The sequence below is a fragment of the Roseateles sp. P1_C6 genome (assembly GCF_056406315.1).
In genome coordinates, this window is record NZ_JBFUAK010000007.1 from 87,893 (window position 1) to 102,855 (window position 14,963).

Annotated in this window: 15 protein-coding genes; 10 read left to right on the top strand and 5 right to left on the bottom strand. The window is 70.6% G+C overall.

All coding sequences use genetic code 11. The annotated features are described in order from the left end of the window. The first annotated feature begins 38 nt into the window (after window positions 1-38). The 5 genes from AC1D29_RS16370 (at window position 39) to AC1D29_RS16390 (ending at window position 4,314) form a co-directional block, all read left to right on the top strand. Window positions 39-944, top strand: coding sequence for a hypothetical protein (locus tag AC1D29_RS16370; protein ID WP_477899239.1), 906 nt, complete (start codon window positions 39-41; stop codon window positions 942-944). 42 nt (window positions 945-986) lie between these two features. Beyond that, window positions 987-1,202 carry a hypothetical protein gene (locus AC1D29_RS16375; RefSeq protein WP_477899241.1) on the top strand — a complete coding sequence of 72 codons (216 nt, stop codon included), beginning with the start codon at window positions 987-989 and terminating at the stop codon, window positions 1,200-1,202. Window positions 1,203-1,253: 51 nt separating this feature from the next. Next, window positions 1,254-1,790 (top strand): DUF924 family protein, encoded by a 537-nt coding sequence (locus tag AC1D29_RS16380; RefSeq protein ID WP_477899243.1) that lies wholly within the window; start codon window positions 1,254-1,256, stop codon window positions 1,788-1,790. A gap of 141 nt (window positions 1,791-1,931) precedes the next feature. After that, a complete protein-coding gene (locus tag AC1D29_RS16385) occupies window positions 1,932-3,704 on the top strand; it encodes a hypothetical protein (RefSeq protein WP_477899245.1) in 1,773 nt (590 codons plus the stop codon). Between the two features lie 82 nt (window positions 3,705-3,786). Next, window positions 3,787-4,314, top strand: a complete 528-nt coding sequence (locus AC1D29_RS16390) for a hypothetical protein (RefSeq protein ID WP_477899247.1) — start codon at window positions 3,787-3,789, stop codon at window positions 4,312-4,314. On the opposite strand, the gene AC1D29_RS16395 is transcribed toward AC1D29_RS16390, so the two are convergent. Genes AC1D29_RS16395 through AC1D29_RS16405 form a run of 3 tightly spaced genes read right to left on the bottom strand, consistent with a single transcriptional unit; the run spans window position 4,260 to window position 7,922 of the window. Beyond that, window positions 4,260-5,039: an FAD binding domain-containing protein gene (locus tag AC1D29_RS16395; protein WP_477899249.1), complete on the bottom strand. Its 780-nt coding sequence runs from the start codon at window positions 5,037-5,039 to the stop codon at window positions 4,260-4,262. The genes AC1D29_RS16390 and AC1D29_RS16395 overlap by 55 nt on opposite strands. A 4-nt stretch (window positions 5,040-5,043) precedes the next feature. After that, on the bottom strand, window positions 5,044-7,398 hold the full coding sequence (locus AC1D29_RS16400; protein ID WP_477899251.1) for a xanthine dehydrogenase family protein molybdopterin-binding subunit: 2,355 nt from the start codon (window positions 7,396-7,398) through the stop codon (window positions 5,044-5,046). A gap of 14 nt (window positions 7,399-7,412) precedes the next feature. After that, complete coding sequence (locus AC1D29_RS16405) at window positions 7,413-7,922, bottom strand: (2Fe-2S)-binding protein (RefSeq protein ID WP_477899253.1); 510 nt, start codon at window positions 7,920-7,922, stop codon at window positions 7,413-7,415. Between the two features lie 99 nt (window positions 7,923-8,021). Between AC1D29_RS16405 and AC1D29_RS16410 the strand changes: the two genes are divergently transcribed. After that, window positions 8,022-9,002, top strand: coding sequence for an XdhC family protein (locus AC1D29_RS16410; protein WP_477899255.1), 981 nt, complete (start codon window positions 8,022-8,024; stop codon window positions 9,000-9,002). A 10-nt stretch (window positions 9,003-9,012) separates the two neighbouring features. On the opposite strand, the gene AC1D29_RS16415 is transcribed toward AC1D29_RS16410, so the two are convergent. Further along, complete coding sequence (locus AC1D29_RS16415; RefSeq protein ID WP_477899257.1) at window positions 9,013-9,756, bottom strand: Crp/Fnr family transcriptional regulator; 744 nt, start codon at window positions 9,754-9,756, stop codon at window positions 9,013-9,015. A 184-nt stretch (window positions 9,757-9,940) separates the two neighbouring features. Between AC1D29_RS16415 and AC1D29_RS16420 the strand changes: the two genes are divergently transcribed. Both AC1D29_RS16420 and AC1D29_RS16425 read left to right on the top strand, forming a co-directional pair. After that, on the top strand, window positions 9,941-12,262 hold the full coding sequence (locus AC1D29_RS16420; protein WP_477899259.1) for a xanthine dehydrogenase family protein molybdopterin-binding subunit: 2,322 nt from the start codon (window positions 9,941-9,943) through the stop codon (window positions 12,260-12,262). A 14-nt stretch (window positions 12,263-12,276) separates the two neighbouring features. After that, on the top strand, window positions 12,277-12,735 hold the full coding sequence (locus AC1D29_RS16425; RefSeq protein WP_477899261.1) for a (2Fe-2S)-binding protein: 459 nt from the start codon (window positions 12,277-12,279) through the stop codon (window positions 12,733-12,735). A gap of 15 nt (window positions 12,736-12,750) precedes the next feature. On the opposite strand, the gene AC1D29_RS16430 is transcribed toward AC1D29_RS16425, so the two are convergent. Then, the gene (locus AC1D29_RS16430; protein WP_477899263.1) at window positions 12,751-13,374 is read right to left on the bottom strand and encodes a DUF6515 family protein; all 624 of its coding nucleotides are present in this window, start codon (window positions 13,372-13,374) and stop codon (window positions 12,751-12,753) included. 116 nt (window positions 13,375-13,490) lie between these two features. Between AC1D29_RS16430 and AC1D29_RS16435 the strand changes: the two genes are divergently transcribed. Together AC1D29_RS16435 and AC1D29_RS16440 are read left to right on the top strand one after the other, a co-directional pair. Beyond that, the gene (locus tag AC1D29_RS16435) at window positions 13,491-14,117 is read left to right on the top strand and encodes a glutathione S-transferase family protein (RefSeq protein WP_477899265.1); all 627 of its coding nucleotides are present in this window, start codon (window positions 13,491-13,493) and stop codon (window positions 14,115-14,117) included. A 126-nt stretch (window positions 14,118-14,243) separates the two neighbouring features. After that, entirely contained in the window at window positions 14,244-14,963 is a 720-nt protein-coding gene (locus AC1D29_RS16440; protein ID WP_477899267.1) for a PEP-CTERM sorting domain-containing protein, read from the top strand.

The window sequence follows — 14,963 nt, forward strand, 5'->3', positions numbered from 1 at the left end:
GAAAGGGTCGCCAAGACCCGCAGAACCCGGAGCCCCTCATGAACCGCCTCAAGCCCACCCTCATCGCCACCACGCTGCTGCTGGCCGGCATCGCCCACGCCGACGAGCCCGCACCCAATGCCGACAAGCGCGCGCTGAACCTGGCCGTGCAGCGCGACGCCCAGCACAACCAGAGCGCGGCGGCGGCCGTCACCCTGCCTTTGGGCGAGAGCGCCTGGGTGCAGGCCGGCGTGGGCCAGTCGCGCAGCCGCGATGCCGTCAGCGGCACGAGCTACAAGCCCAGGCAGGTGTCGGTCGGCGGTGGTGTGGCCGGCAAGGTCTGGCAGGCCGGCGTCAACGCCAGCCAGCGCCGCGACGGCAGCGCCCTGCGCCAGACCGATGTGGCGGCCGCCGTGGATTGGAAGCCGACCGACACCGTCAACGTCGGGCTGGACGCGACCCACCGCAACGCCCGTGCGCGCGGCAGCCTGGCCGCGAGCGGCGGCGGCGCGGCCACGCCGGTGGAACAGCGCGTCAGGGGGCATGGCGTCGGTGTGCATGGCGCCGTGCAGGTCACACCGCGCCTGAGTGTCTACGGCGCGACGATGCGCAACCACTACCGGACGACGACCGCCACGCAGCAGAGCGCTGGCAGCAACGGCGGCTTGCTGGCTGGCGTGCCGCTGCTGCAGCCAAGCCGCGTGTCGGCCATCAACCGCGACGAGGCCGCACTGGACCGCAGCCACCAGCTGGGCGCCACCTACCGCGTCAGCGAGCACGTGGCGCTGAACAGCGAGGTCATGCAGGACCGCCTGCACGACGGTGGCAGCCTGCGCAGCGTGCAGATGAAGGCGGCGATTGCCGCCGGCGCGGGCTGGACGGTCACGCCTGGCATCGGCCGCAGCCGCGGGCCGCAGGGCGAGGGCGTGAACTACGGGTTGCTGGGGGCCAGCTACGCGTGGTGAGGCCCTTAAGCTGGGCGCCTCAACCCACTCGGAAGGCCTGACATGAACTTCACCAAGATCGTTGGCGTGCTCCTCCTCGTCGCCGGCGCCGCCAGCCTTGCCATGGGCGGCTTCAGCTACACCAAGGACACCACCGTCGTGAAGCTGGGGCCGCTGGAGGTGTCGGCCAAGGAGAAGGAGCAGGTGAACCTGCCGGTGTGGCTGGGCGTGGGCGCGATCGCGATTGGCGGGCTGCTGCTCGCGTTCGGCCGCAAGTGAGAGACCAGGGTCTCGCAGCCGAGCGCCAGGCGGGCTATGGTGTGCGCCATCATGCCCAACACCGTCCTCAACTTCTGGTTCCAAGAGATCCAACCCGCGCAGTGGTGGCAGGTCGACGCCGGCTTTGACGCGCTGATCCGCAGCCGCTTCGGCGCGCTGCACGAGCAGGCCAAACGCTGCGAGCTGTTCGGCTGGCGGGCCACCCCCGAGGGGCGGCTCGCCGAGGTCATCGCGCTGGACCAGTTCGCACGCAACATCCACCGCGGCACGCCGCAGGCCTTTGCCGCCGATCCGCTGGCGCTGGCCCTCGCGCAGGAGGCCGTCGCCGCTGGCGCCGACCTGCAGCTGCAGGTCGAGCAGCGGGCCTTCCTCTACATGCCCTACATGCACAGCGAGTCCGCCGCCATCCACGCGGCGGGCGAGCCGCTGATGAAGGAGCGGGCGCCGCAGCACACGCACGACTTCGAACTCAAGCACAAGGCCATCGTCGAGCGCTTCGGCCGCTACCCGCACCGCAACGCCATCCTGGGGCGCACGTCCACGCCCGAGGAGTTGGAGTTCCTGAAGCAGCCGGGCTCGGCCTTCTAGGCCTTTTACCGCCCCGCTCCGGATTCGTCCTCAGGCCGGCCGTCGGCAAGTCATGATCCAATCCGGGAATTGGAACCGATTCCAATTCCTGCCACGGCAGGATCAGCACAACGACAGCCAGGCCGCTGGCGAGGACGAGACATGCCACGCAAGACCGACCCCGCGCGTTCGCGCGCGACCGCACCCACGCTGAGCCGCCTGCTGGCGGCGGCCGCCCTGGCTGCCCCGCTGGCAGCCGCGGCCGCGCCACCGCCGCCGCCGGACTTCGGCCCCAACGTCCACGTCCTCAGCCCGGCCACGCCAGGCCTGCAGCAGCGCATCCTGGACATCTACGAGGCCCAGCAGCCCAACCACTTCGGCCCGCGCCGCGACGCCATCCTGCTGCTGCCGGGCACCTACGAGAACCTGCGCATCCCCGTCGGCTTCTACACGCAGGTGCTGGGGCTGGGGCGGCAGCCGGGCGACGTGCACGTCATCGGCGAGCTGCGCGCCAACGCCTTGCTGGACGGCGACAACGCGACGCAGAACTTCTGGCGCGGCGCCGAGAACTTCGCGGTCACGCCCACGCTGGGCATCGGCGACAACACGATGCAGTGGGCCGTGTCCCAGGCCATCCCGTTCCGGCGCATGCATGTGCGCGGCAACATCAAGCTGAACCAGAACAACGGCTGGGCCAGCGGCGGCTGGTTCTCGGACGTGCTGGTGGACGGCCAGGTCAACTCGGCCACGCAGCAGCAATGGATCTCGCGCAACAGCCAGTGGGGCAGCTGGACGGGCTCGAACTGGAACATGGTGTTCGTCGGCGTGCCCAACCCGCCGGCGGGTGAGTTCCCGACGCCGGGCCAGCGCTACACCAAGGTCGACAAGACGCCGCTGGTGCGCGAGAAGCCCTATCTCTTCATCGATACCGATGGCGGCTATGCCGTGCGCGTGCCGGCGCTGCGGCGTGACAGCGCGGGCATCTCCTGGGCCAGCGGCGCGACCGCGCCCGGCAAGACGCTGCCGCTCAGCCGCTTCTTCATCGCCAGGCCCGGCGACACGGCGGCGACCCTCAACGCCCAGCTCGCCGCCGGCAAGCATCTGCTGTTCACGCCGGGCGAGTACCTGCTGACGCAGGCGCTGCAGGTCAATCGCCCCGGCACCGTGGTGCTGGGCATCGGCTTCCCGACGCTGCGCTCGGACAACGGCCAGCCGCTGGTGAAGACGGCGGACGTCGATGGGCTGACGATCTCCGGGCTGTTCCTGGACGCCGGCAAGCAGGACTCGGGCGTGCTGATGGAGGTCGCACCGGCAGGGGCCAAGAAGCGCCACAGGGCCGACCCCATCGTGCTGCACGACCTGTTCTTCCGCATCGGCGGCGCGGCGGCCGGGCAGGTGCACACGGCGCTGCGCATCCACGCGCACGACACGCTGGTCGACCACACCTGGATCTGGCGCGCCGACCATGGCGAAGGCGTCGGCTGGACCAGCAACCCGTCCGCCCACGGCCTGTGGGTGGACGGCGAGGACGTGACCATCTACGGCCTGTTCGTCGAGCATTTCCAGCAGGAGCAGGTCGTCTGGCGCGGCAATGGCGGGCGGGTCTACTTCTACCAGTCCGAGATCCCCTACGACCCGCCCACGCAAGCCCAATGGCGCAGCGCCTCGGGCCGTGGTTTCCCGGCCTACAAGGTGGCGGACTCGGTGACGCGCCACGAGGCCTGGGGGCTGGGCGCCTACAGCGTCTTCCTGAAGCCGGACGTGGTGCTGGACCGCGCTTTCGAGGTGCCCGAGAAACCCGGCGTGCGCCTGCACAGCCTGATCACCGTCTGCCTGGTCGACAAGGGCAGCATCGAGCGCGTCGTCAACGACCGCGGCGAGCCGGCGCGCTGCAAGGGCGGGTCCAACACGGCGACCGTCACGCACTTCCCCTAGGGTCAGACCCGTCGCGCCGGCCGCGGGCGCGCTTCATGCTTCTCCTGGCGGGCCTAACGTCACTCAACCCAGGGAGATTCGCATGCTCGGTTTGACCAACCTCGGTGTCATCCACACGGCCATCAGCCTTGTCGCGCTGGCCAGCGGCTTCTGGGCCGTGGCGCGCGAGCGCGAGATTTCGGTGCGCAGCACGCTGGGGCGCACCTATGTGGTCACGACGGCGCTGACGGCGGCGACGGGGCTGGGCATCTTCCAGCATGGCGGCTTCGGCCCGCCGCATGTGCTGTCCCTCCTGACGCTGCTGGCGCTGGCTGTTGGCGGCGCAGCAGCGCTGACGCAGCTGTTCGGCAGCTGGTCGCGCTATGTGCAGGCGGTCAGCTTCTCGACGACGCTGTTCTTCCACCTGATCCCGGGCTTCACCGAGACGCTGACGCGGCTGCCGCTGGGCGCGCCGCTGCTGCCCAACGCCGATGCGCCGGCGCTGAAGGCGATCACCGGCGTGCTGCTGTTGCTGCTGGTCGTGGGCCTGGTGCTGCAGCTGCGCTGGTTGCGCACTCAGGTCGCGCCGACGGCCCGCGCGGCCAGCTCGGGGATCAGCGCGGCGCGGTAGGCGGCCGTGCCGTGCAGGTCGCTGTTCAAGCCGTCGGCACTGACCTTGACGGCGCGGGCGGCGGCCGCGCTCCAGTCGCGGGCCAAGGCCTGCTCCAGCTCGCTGCTGCGGAACACGCCCGGCCCCGCGCCCGTGACAGCGACGCGCACGCCGTTGTCGAAGCGGGCCACGAACACGCCCACCAGCGAGAACCTGGAGGCGGGCTGCTTGAACTTCTGCCAGGCTGCCGACTTCGGGATGGGGAAGCTGACCGCCGTGATCAGCTCGCCATCCTGCAGCGCGGTCGTGAACAGGCCCTGGAAGAAGTCGTCGGCGGCGATGGCGCGGCTGCTGGTGTGGATGGTGGCGCCCAGCGCCAGCACGGCGGCGGGGTAGCAGGCGGCGGGGTCGTTGTTGGCGAGGCTGCCGCCCAGCGTGCCGACGTTGCGCACCTGGCGGTCGCCGATGCGGCCGGCGAGGTCGGCCAGCGCGGGAATGGCGCGCTGCACATCGCTGGAGGCGGCGACCATCGCGTGCGTCGTTGCGGCGCCGATGCGCACCGTCTTGCCGTCGACGCTGATGCCTTGCAGCTCGGGCAGGCGGCGCACGTCCACCAGCCCCTCGGGTGCGGCCAGGCCCAGCTTGATGGCGGCGAGCAAGGACTGGCCACCGGCCAGGAACTTGTCGTCCGCGCCCAGGCGGGCGGCGGCGACGGAGGATGCGGCTTGGTAGTTCATCGTTGTCATCTCCTCAGGCCTGGGCCTGCATGGCCGTCCACACGGTGCAGGGCGTGGCCGGCATCGCGATGTCCTTGACGCCGATGGCGTCGCAGATGGCGTTGATGACCGCCGCCGGCGAGCCGATGGCGCCCGCCTCGCCGCAGCCCTTCACGCCCAGCGGGTTGTGCGTGCAAGGCGTGCCCTTGGCAGTCTGCACGTTGAAGCTGGGCAGGTCGTCGGCGCGCGGCATCGCGTAGTCCATGTAGCTGCCGGTCAGCAGCTGGCCGCTGTCGGCGTCGTACTGGCCATGCTCCAGCAGCGCCTGGCCGATGCCCTGCGCCAGCCCGCCGTGCACCTGGCCCTCGACGATCATCGGGTTGACGATGTTGCCGAAGTCGTCCACCGCGCTGAAGCGGGCTATGCGTGTGACGCCGGTGGCCGGGTCGACCTCGACCTCGCAGACATAGCTGCCGGCCGGGTAGGTGAAGTTGCTGGGGTCGTAGAAGGCGTTCTCGTTGAGGCCGGGTTCCAGCTTGTCGAGCGGGTAGTTGTGCGGCACATAGGCCGTCAGCGACACCTGCGCGAAGGGCACGGCACGGTCGGTTCCGGCGATGCGGTACTCGCCGTTCTTGAACTCGATGTCGCCCTCGCCGGCCTCCAGCAGGTGGGCGGCGATCTTCTTGCCCTTGGCGATGACCTTGTCCACCGCCTTGACGATGGCCGTGCCGCCCACGGCGAGGGACCGGCTGCCGTAGGTGCCCATGCCGAACAACACCTTGCCGGTGTCGCCATGCTGGATGTCGATGTCGTCCAGCGGGATGCCCAACCGGTCGGCGACGACCTGCGCGAAGGTCGTTTCGTGGCCCTGGCCGTGGGAATGGCTGCCGGTGAACACGGTGACCTTGCCGGTCGGATGCACACGCACTTCGCCGGCCTCGAACAGGCCGGCACGGGCGCCCAGGGCGCCGGCCACATTCGATGGCGCCAGCCCGCAGGCCTCGATGTAGGTCGAATAGCCGATGCCGCGCTTCAGGCCCTTGGCCTCGCTGACCGCCTTGCGCGCCGCATACCCGGCCACGTCGGCGAGTTGCTCGACCTGCGTCAGCGTCGCGTCGTAGTCGCCGATGTCGTAGGTCAGGCCCACCGGCGTCGCGTACGGGAACTCGGTGATGAAGTTGCGCCGGCGGATCTCCGCGGGGTCGATGCCCAGCTCATGGGCCGCCGTTTCCACCAGCCGCTCGACGACATAGGTCGCCTCGGGCCGGCCGGCGCCGCGGTAGGCGTCCACCGGCGCGGTGTTGGTGAACACGCCGGTGACCTCGGCATAGATGCTGGGTGTCTTGTACTGGCCGGCCAGCAGCGTCGCGTACAGGATGGTCGGCACGCAGGACGCGAAGGTGGACAGGTAGGCGCCCAGGTTGGCTGTCGTGGCCACGCGCATGGCCAGGAAGCGGCCGTCCTTGTCGGTGGCCAGCTCGGCCTTGGTGACATGGTCGCGGCCGTGGGCGTCGGACAGGAAGCTCTCGCTGCGCTCGGCCGTCCACTTGATGGGCCGGCCCAGCTGCTTGCTGGCCCAGACCAGCGCCGTCTCCTCGGCGTACAGGAAGATCTTGGAGCCGAAGCCGCCGCCCACGTCGGGCGCGACGACGCGCAGCTTGTGCTCGGGAATGCCCAGCACGAAGGCGCACATCAACAGGCGCTCCACATGCGGGTTCTGGTTGGCAACGTACAGCGTGTAGTGGTCGCTGCTGGGGTCGTAGCTGGCGTTGGCGGCGCGCGGCTCGATGGCGTTGGGGATCAGCCGGTTGTTGCGGAACTCCAGCGTCGTCACGTGGCTGGCCTGGCCGAAGGCCGCGTCGGTGGCGGCCTTGTCGCCGCAGCCCCAGGTGTAGCAGCGGTTATCCGGCGCTTCGTCGTGCACCGAGCCGGCATGGCCGGCCGCGGTGGCCGTGTCGGCGACGGCGGGCAGTTCCTCGTAATCCACCTCCACCAGCGCCGCGGCGGCCTTGGCCTCGGCCAAGGTCTCGGCCACGACCAGCGCCAGCGCGTCGCCCACGTAGCGCACCTTGCCGTCCGCCAGGATGGGGTGCTTGGGCTCCTTCATCGGGCTGCCGTCAAGGCTGTTGATCAGCCAGCCGCAAGGCAGGCCACCGACGGCGCGGAAATGCTCGCCCGTGTAGACGCCCAGCACGCCGTCGGCGGCCAGCGCCGCGGCGGTGTCCACGCGCTTGAGCCGTGCATGCGCGTAGCTGCTGCGCACGAAGACGCCGAACGTCTGGCGTGGCAGCACGATGTCGTCGGTGTACTGGCCGCGGCCCGTCAGGAAGCGCGCGTCCTCGCGGCGCTTGACGCTCTGGCCGATGAAGCCTTCTTGAGGTGCATTCATGTCAGGCTCCTTGATCAGTTGGGGGCCGAGCTACTCGCTGCGCTCGGGCGGTCCGCCCCCAAGCCCATCGAGCTTGCACCGACCTGCACGGCGCGCACGATGTTCTGGTAGCCGGTGCAGCGGCAGATGTTGCCCTCCAGCCCCTCGCGGATCGCGGTCTCGCTGGAGCAGTCGTGGTGCTGCACCAGGTCGATGGCGCTCATGACCATGCCCGGCGTGCAGAAGCCGCACTGCAGGCCGTGGCACTCCTTGAACGCGGCCTGCATCGGGTGCAGCGTGCCGTCGGTGGCGGCCAGGCCTTCGATGGTGGTGATGGCGGCGCCGTCGGCCTGCACGGCCAGCATGCTGCAGGCCTTCACGGCGCGGCCGTTCAGGTGCACGGTGCAGGCGCCGCATTGCGCGGTGTCGCAGCCGACATGGGTGCCGGTCAGGGCCAGGTCTTCACGCAGCCACTGCACCAGCAGCTGGTCGGCGGGCACGTCGCGGCTGACGGCACGGCCATTGACCGTGATCTGGATCTTCATCGCTTGTCTCCATCGTTGTGGGGACGATGCTGTTCCTGCCTGCAGCGCTTGTGATTGCCGATTACCCTAGTGGAAATACAAGCTGGGGACAAGCGAGCGATGGACAACCTCGACCTAAGCGTGCTGCGCACGGCCGCCGGCTGGCGTGCCGAGTCGCGCGGCGTGGTGCTGGGCACCATCACGCGCACCTGGGGCTCGGCGCCGCGGCCCGTGGGGTCGCTGGTGGCCGTGCGCGACGACGGACAGATCGCCGGCTCGGTGTCCGGCGGCTGCATCGAGGACGACCTGGTCGCCCAGCTGCGCGCCGGCAGCCTGCAACTGGCCCGGCCCACGCCGCTGCGTTACGGCGTTGGCGCCGAAGAGGCGCGCCGCTTCGGCCTGCCCTGCGGCGGCACGCTGGAGCTGATGCTGGAGCCGTTGGGGCCACAGTCCGGCCTGGATGAGTTGCTTGCGAAGCTGGAGCGTGGCGAGCGCGTGCGCCGCACGCTGGATTTGCCGACCGGCACGGCCCGGTTGTCCGCCGCCGAGCCTGGCGCCGACACCTTGGTGTTGACCGACACCCAGCTCGTCAGCCACCACGGCCCGCAATGGCGGCTGCTGGTCATCGGTGCCGGCCAGATGACCGACTATCTGGCGCAGATGGCGCTGGCATTGGGCTATGGCGTGACCGTCTGCGACCCGCGCGAGGAGTACGCCGACGGCTTCAACCTGCCCGGCGTCACGCTGACGCGCGACATGCCCGACGACGTCGTCACCGCCTTCAAGCCCGACGGCGCGACGGCCATCGTCGCGCTGACGCACGACCCCAAGCTGGACGACCTGGCGCTGATGGAGGCGCTGAAGGGCGCGGCCTTCTACGTCGGCGCCATCGGCTCGCGCGTCAACCAGGCCAAGCGCCGCGCGCGGCTGGCCGAGCACTTCGACCTGACCGAGCCCCAGCTCGACCGCCTGCACGGCCCCGTGGGCCTGGACATCGGCGCCCGCACGCCGCCGGAGATCGCGCTGAGCATCCTGGCGGAGATGACGGCCGTGCGCTATCGCGCCGGCGGCCCGGCGCTGGAGGCCGGCTGCGCGCTCTGAGGTTTCGCGATCAATGCGCGGCCAGCGCGCCGGGTTGCGTCGTGGCGCCGGTGTCCTCGCTGCCCTGGTAGTCGCGCAGGCCGGGCAGGTCCAGCACGGTCACGCCGCGGAATTCCACGCGCAGCAGGCCGGCGCGCTCCAGCTGGTGCAAGGCCTCGTTGGCGCGCTGGCGTGACATCGCCGACAGCAGACCGATCTCCTCCTGGCTGAGCTGCACGAAGGGCGCCGCCTGCGGGTACAGCGTGGGGTGGAAGAGGCTGGCGAGGCAGCGGGCCACGCGGGCGTCGGAGCGCAGCAGGCGGTCGTTCTCCACCAGCCCGACGAACAAGCTGAGCCGCGCATTGAGCTGGGCCAGCAGGAAATGGTTGAAGGCCAGGTTGGTGGCCACAAGCTCCTCGAACAGGTAGCGCGGCACGCAGGCCAGCCGCGTGGTGCGCAGCGCCACGCCGTCGTAGCGCCAGGGGCCCGGCTTGAGCAGCGAGCCCTCGCCGGCCCAGCCGCCATGCGTGACGCCGGTCAGCGTCGCGTGCCGCCCGTCGGCCTGCGAGATGGACATCTTCACAAGCCCCTCGATGACGCCGATCCAGCAGTCGGCCGGCTCGCCGCAGCGCATCGCGTAGGCGCCCGGCAGCAGGTGGCGCTCGTAGCTGTCTTGCAGCACCTGCGCGCGCTCGCCCGGCCCCAGCGTCTCGAACCACGGGCTGGCCGTGAGCATCGCCTGCAGCGTCAGCGAGCTTGATTTCTGTCGAGGCATGCGCGATCCCGTTTCGTAACCCGATGTCACCGCCGGCGTGGCAGCGCCGCTCTGTACGCGCGCGCGAGCCGTCTGGATGCGGCGGGCAAACACCAGCGCAAGTTGTCGTGGTCCGGACAACCCCGACACCCCGCGGCGTCCACGATTCTCGTCCAGCGTGCCAATCGCCCTTGAGGAGACAACGATGACCAACGCCCCCACGACCGATGCCCGGTCGGGTCCGACCGACGACGCCCCTCCCGACGCCGCCGGCCTGAGCCGCCGCAGCCTGCTGACCTGCGCGGTCTCCGGGCCGCTGCTGACGCTGGCCGCCGGACTTGCGCCGCGCCCCGCACACGCGGCCCTGCCGCTGACACCGGCCGACACCGTGGACAGCTACGACCTGGCCGACTCGCTGGTGCAGACCTCGCTGCCCACCATGCCGCTGCTCAGCCTCACGGTCGGCAGCGACGGCCGCGTGCGGCTGGACCTGCCGCGGCTGGAGTCCGGCCAGGGCATCGCCACGGCCTGCGGAATGATGGTGGCCGAGGAGATGGACGTGCCGCTGAGCCTGGTGGACGTGACTTCGTCCGACGCCCGGCCGGAGCTGGTCTTCAACCAGATCTCGGGCGGGTCGTCCGCGGTGCGCTGCTTCGATGCGGCGCTGCCGCTGATCGCCGCCACGGCCCGCGCGCGGCTGCTGGCCGCGGCGTCGCTGCAGCTGGGCGTGCCGCCCGGCAACCTGACGGTGACGGCCGGCGTGGTCTACGCGCCGGACGGCCGCAGCCTGGCCTACGGCGTGCTCAGCGCCGCCGCCGCGCTGGTGCCGCCGCCGCTGAACGTGCGGCCCAAGCCGCCGTCGCAGTACCGCATCATCGGCACCGGGGCCGGGCGGCTGGACGCGCGCGACATCGTCACCGGCAAGAAGAAGTTCACGATGGACCTGGACGTGCCGGGGGCCAAGCCGACGATGTTCCGCATGCCGGCGCAGGTCAAGGGCACGGTGCTGGCGATCAACAACCTCAGCGCCGTGAAGGCGATGCCGGGCGTCATCGAGGTGGTCATCGTGCCCAAGGGCGGCAGCATCGTGCCCACGCCGCTGGGCGTGGCCGTGATGGCCGAGACCTTCGGCCAGGCCTGGGCCGCCGTCAATGCGCTGGACGTGGTCTGGGGCGACGGGCCGGTCAAGGGCCAGTCCAACGCCAGCCTGCAGGCGCAGCTGAAGCAGGCCATCGCCCCGCTGGCGCTGCCGCCGCTGGGCGCGCTGACGGTGGACGCGGACTTCGAGTTCTCGGCCGCGTCGCACTGCCCGCTGGAGGTGGACTGCGCCATCGCCGACGTGCGCGCCGACCGCGCGGAGATCTGGGCCGGCCTGCAGTCACCCATCATCACGCAGCAGTCCATCGCGCTGGACCTGGGCCTGCCTCAGGACCGCGTCAAGGTGCATGTGGTGCCCTCGGGCGGCTCGTTCGGGCGGCGCCTGTTCTGGGACCCGGTGCAGGTGGCCACGCAGGTGTCGCGCCTGACCGGGCGGCCTTGCAAGCTGATGGTGCACCGCACCGACGACACGCGGCATGCGCGCATGCGCCCGCCGCAGTTCCACAAGGTGCGTGCCACGTTGCTGCTCGGCCAGGTGATCAGCTACGAGCAGCGCATCGCCGCGGTGCGGCTGGACGCGCGCCACGGCTTCGGCGAGATCACGACGGCCGCCGCCGGTGCGCTGCCGCCCATCGTGCAGCAGACCGTGGGCAACCTGGGCTACGAGCAGTTCTTCTTCAAGACCATGGTGGCCTCGCCCTACAACTTCGGCGTCTGCACCAAGGTGCTGACGCCGGTGGCCATCGACCTGCCCACGGTGTCCTACCGCTCGGTGCACATCCAGCCGGCGCGCAGCGTCGAGGAAATCATCGTCGACGAGATCGCCGCCAAGCTGGGCCGCGACCCTGTCGCCTTTCGCATGGAGTACCTGCGCCTGCCGCGCGCCCGCGCGGTGCTGCAGGCGGTGGTGGGCGCGGGCCAGTGGGGCCGCACCATGCCGGCCGGCTTCGCGCAGGGCGTGGCCGTGCACCAGGAGACGCGCTCGTTCACGGCCTGCCTGGTCGAGGTGGACGGGCGCGACCCGAAGAACGTCAAGGTGGTCAAGGCCGTCATCGCCATCGACGTGGGCAAGCCCATCAACATCACCGGCATCCAAGCCCAGGTCACGGGCGCCTTCTCCGAAGCCATCGCGTTGGTGCTCAACGCCGGGCTCACCTTCAGCAACGGCCTGCCGCTGGAGAGCAGCTACACGAGCTACCGCTTCACCAAGATGCGCGACTACCCGAAGAACGTGCAGGTCATCGTCATGCCCAACGTGGGCGAGGCGACCGGCGGCCTGGGCGAGGTGGGCCTGTCGGCAGCGTCCGGCGCCATCGCCAACGCGTACGCGCGCGCCACCGGCATCAAGCCGCGCAAGTTCCCGCTCAACGCCCAGCCTGCCTACACGCCCGTGGCGCCCGGCAAGCTGGCCGAGCCCGTCTTCCTTTGATCAAGGAGCCCGTCATGCCCAACTACACCCTGAACGTGAACGGCCAGCCCACCCAGGTCGACGCGCCCGCCGACATGGCGCTGCTGTGGGTGCTGCGCGACAAGCTCGGCATCACCGGCCCCAAGTACGGCTGCGGCATCAACGCCTGCAAGGCCTGCACCTGCCTGGTCGGCGGCAAGGCCGCGACCGTGTGCTCCATCCGCGTCGCCGATGTGGGCGGCAAGCCCATCGTCACCATCGAGGGCCTGGCCAAGGGCGAGCAACTGCACCCGGTGCAGCAGGCCTGGTTGGACCGCGACGTGGCGCAGTGCGGCTTCTGCCAGCCCGGCCAGATCATGGCCGCGGTGGACCTGCTGCAGCGCACCCGCGCGCCCACCGATGCCGACATCGACGCGATCGAGAACATGTGCCGCTGCGGCACCTACGGCCGCATCCGCGAGGCCATCCGCGCGGCGGCCGCGCAGATGCCTTGACGCGCGGCCCGGCGATCACTTCATCGTGTAGCCGCGCCCGTCCATGCAGGCCTCCACGGCGCGGTTGAACACGCTGGTGTCGGCCTGCGCGTTCGGCTGCGTCGTCGCCCAGCGGTTGCAATCGCGGCGGTCGTTCTCCAGCTGCTCGGGCGGCTGGCCGTTGCGCGGGTAGATGATGGGCTCGGCCCGGGGCGGCGGGGGCGGTGGCGGGGCGGGCATGACCTGGGCCGTCGCGGCCTCGGGCGGCGGCGTGGTGACGACATAGCCCTCCGGCACCGGCCGGTAGTACACGCCGTTGGCGTAGTAGTAGGGCAGGCCGCCCAGCGTCAGCGTCACATAGGCCGGCGGCAGCAGCGGGATGACGATGCCGACGGCCGGCTGCACGACGCGGTAGCTGCCGCCATAGGGGCGGTACCAGACGCCGCCGTGGAACCAGTAGCGGCTGGGGCCCGCACCCACGACGACCGAGCCGTAAGGCACCTGCCGCGCGACGTAGCCGGGCGCCGGGTAGTAGTGGTCGTGGTGATAGCGGTTGTCGAACACCATGCCGATGTTGACGCGGGCGCGCACGTCGGCGTGGGCCGGCGCGGCGGACAGCGTGAGCAGCGCCAGCGAGACGGAGCAGAGCAGGGACTTCATGGTCGTCGGTTGCAAAAGGCCGAGGTGGGAATCCAACGCCAACAGCCTGCGCGGCGTCTACTGCGACGGTATTGCGGCCACGTAAAGTTCGCCGCTTCCTGTTGCCGCCCGCCGCCATGATCGAACTGCACTACTTCCCCAGCAACGCCAGCTTCGCGCCGCACATCCTGCTCGAAGAGATGGGCATCCCCTTCACGCTGCGCCAGCTGGACCGGGCCAACAACGAACACAAGTCGCCGGCCTACCTGAAGCTGAACCCGAATGGCCTGATCCCGACGCTGGTCGACGGCGATCTCGTCCTCTACGAGACGGCCGCCATCCTGATGCACCTGGCCGACTGCCACCCCGGCTTCGCGCCGGCGCCCGGCACGGCCGAGCGGGCCCAGTACTACAAGTGGATGGTCTGGCTGACGAACACGCTGCAGGCCATGCTGATCCACTACTTCTACCCGGACCGCATGGCCGCCGACGCCGACGAGGTGAAGGCCCGCGCCGAGGCGCAGGTCGCGCCCATGCTGGACCAGCTGGACGCCGAGCTGGCCCGCCATGGCGGCCCCTGGTTCCTGGGCGAGCGCTACACGGCCGTCGACCCGCTGGCCTTCATGTTGTGCCGCTGGACGCGCATGCAGGCCAACCCGGCCAAGACGCGGCCGGCGCTGGGCGCCTACCTGAAGCGGGTGTTCGAGCGCGCGGCGACGCAGCGCGTGGTGGCGAAGGAAAAGCTGGCCGACCCGGTGTACTGAACCGGCGCAGGCCCCCCACGTTCGTGGAGGCGCGTTCTGGCCGGGTCCGGCGGTGGTTTGCGTTGGTGGGAATGCGTCGAGCTTGTCGACGGCCTTCCTTCCCCACCACTCCGAGGAGAACCCCGCATGAACCGCCTTCCCATTGCCGCCTGCATCGTCGGCGCTGCTGCCGCCTTCGCCCTGGGCAGCGCCCAGGCCGCCGCCATCCTGGACACCTTCAGCGACGGCACCGGCCTGATCCAGACCGACGCTGCGCCATATGCCGAGACCTATCTGCCCTCGGCGCAAGCGCCGGGCGGCGGGCGCTACATCGCCAACAGCATCGAGGCGGGCGTGGCGCAGGCCGGCAAGTTCAGCTTTGCCGCGATCCAGGCCGGCGCCTACTTCACGCTGGCCGACGCGGCCGTGCCGCTGGTCACCAACCTCACCTACGGCGTGGCCAACCTGCTGGGGCAGGACCTGTCCATCGACCTGCGCAGCGAGGCCGCCTTCCGGCTCGACTTCCGCTACGTGTCCGCGCCGGTGTCACTGACGGTTTCCGTCATCACCGCCCACGGCCCCGGCACGTTCAGCAGCGTGGCGGACTTCGCCACCGGTCTCGGCGCCTCGCAGGCGCAGACCCTGCTCATCCCCTTCAGCGCCTTCGTGAACGACGCCGGCAACCCCAGCCCGGTGAACTGGGGCGACATCGACGCCATCAGCGTCTTCATCTCCGGCCCCGGTGGCGCGGGCTTTGCGCTGGATACCTTCAGCACCACGGCCGTGCCCGAGCCGGCCAGCCTGGGCTTGGTTGTGGCGGGGCTGGGCCTGGTGGCGAGTGCGGTGCGGCGGCGCCGCGCCGGGTGA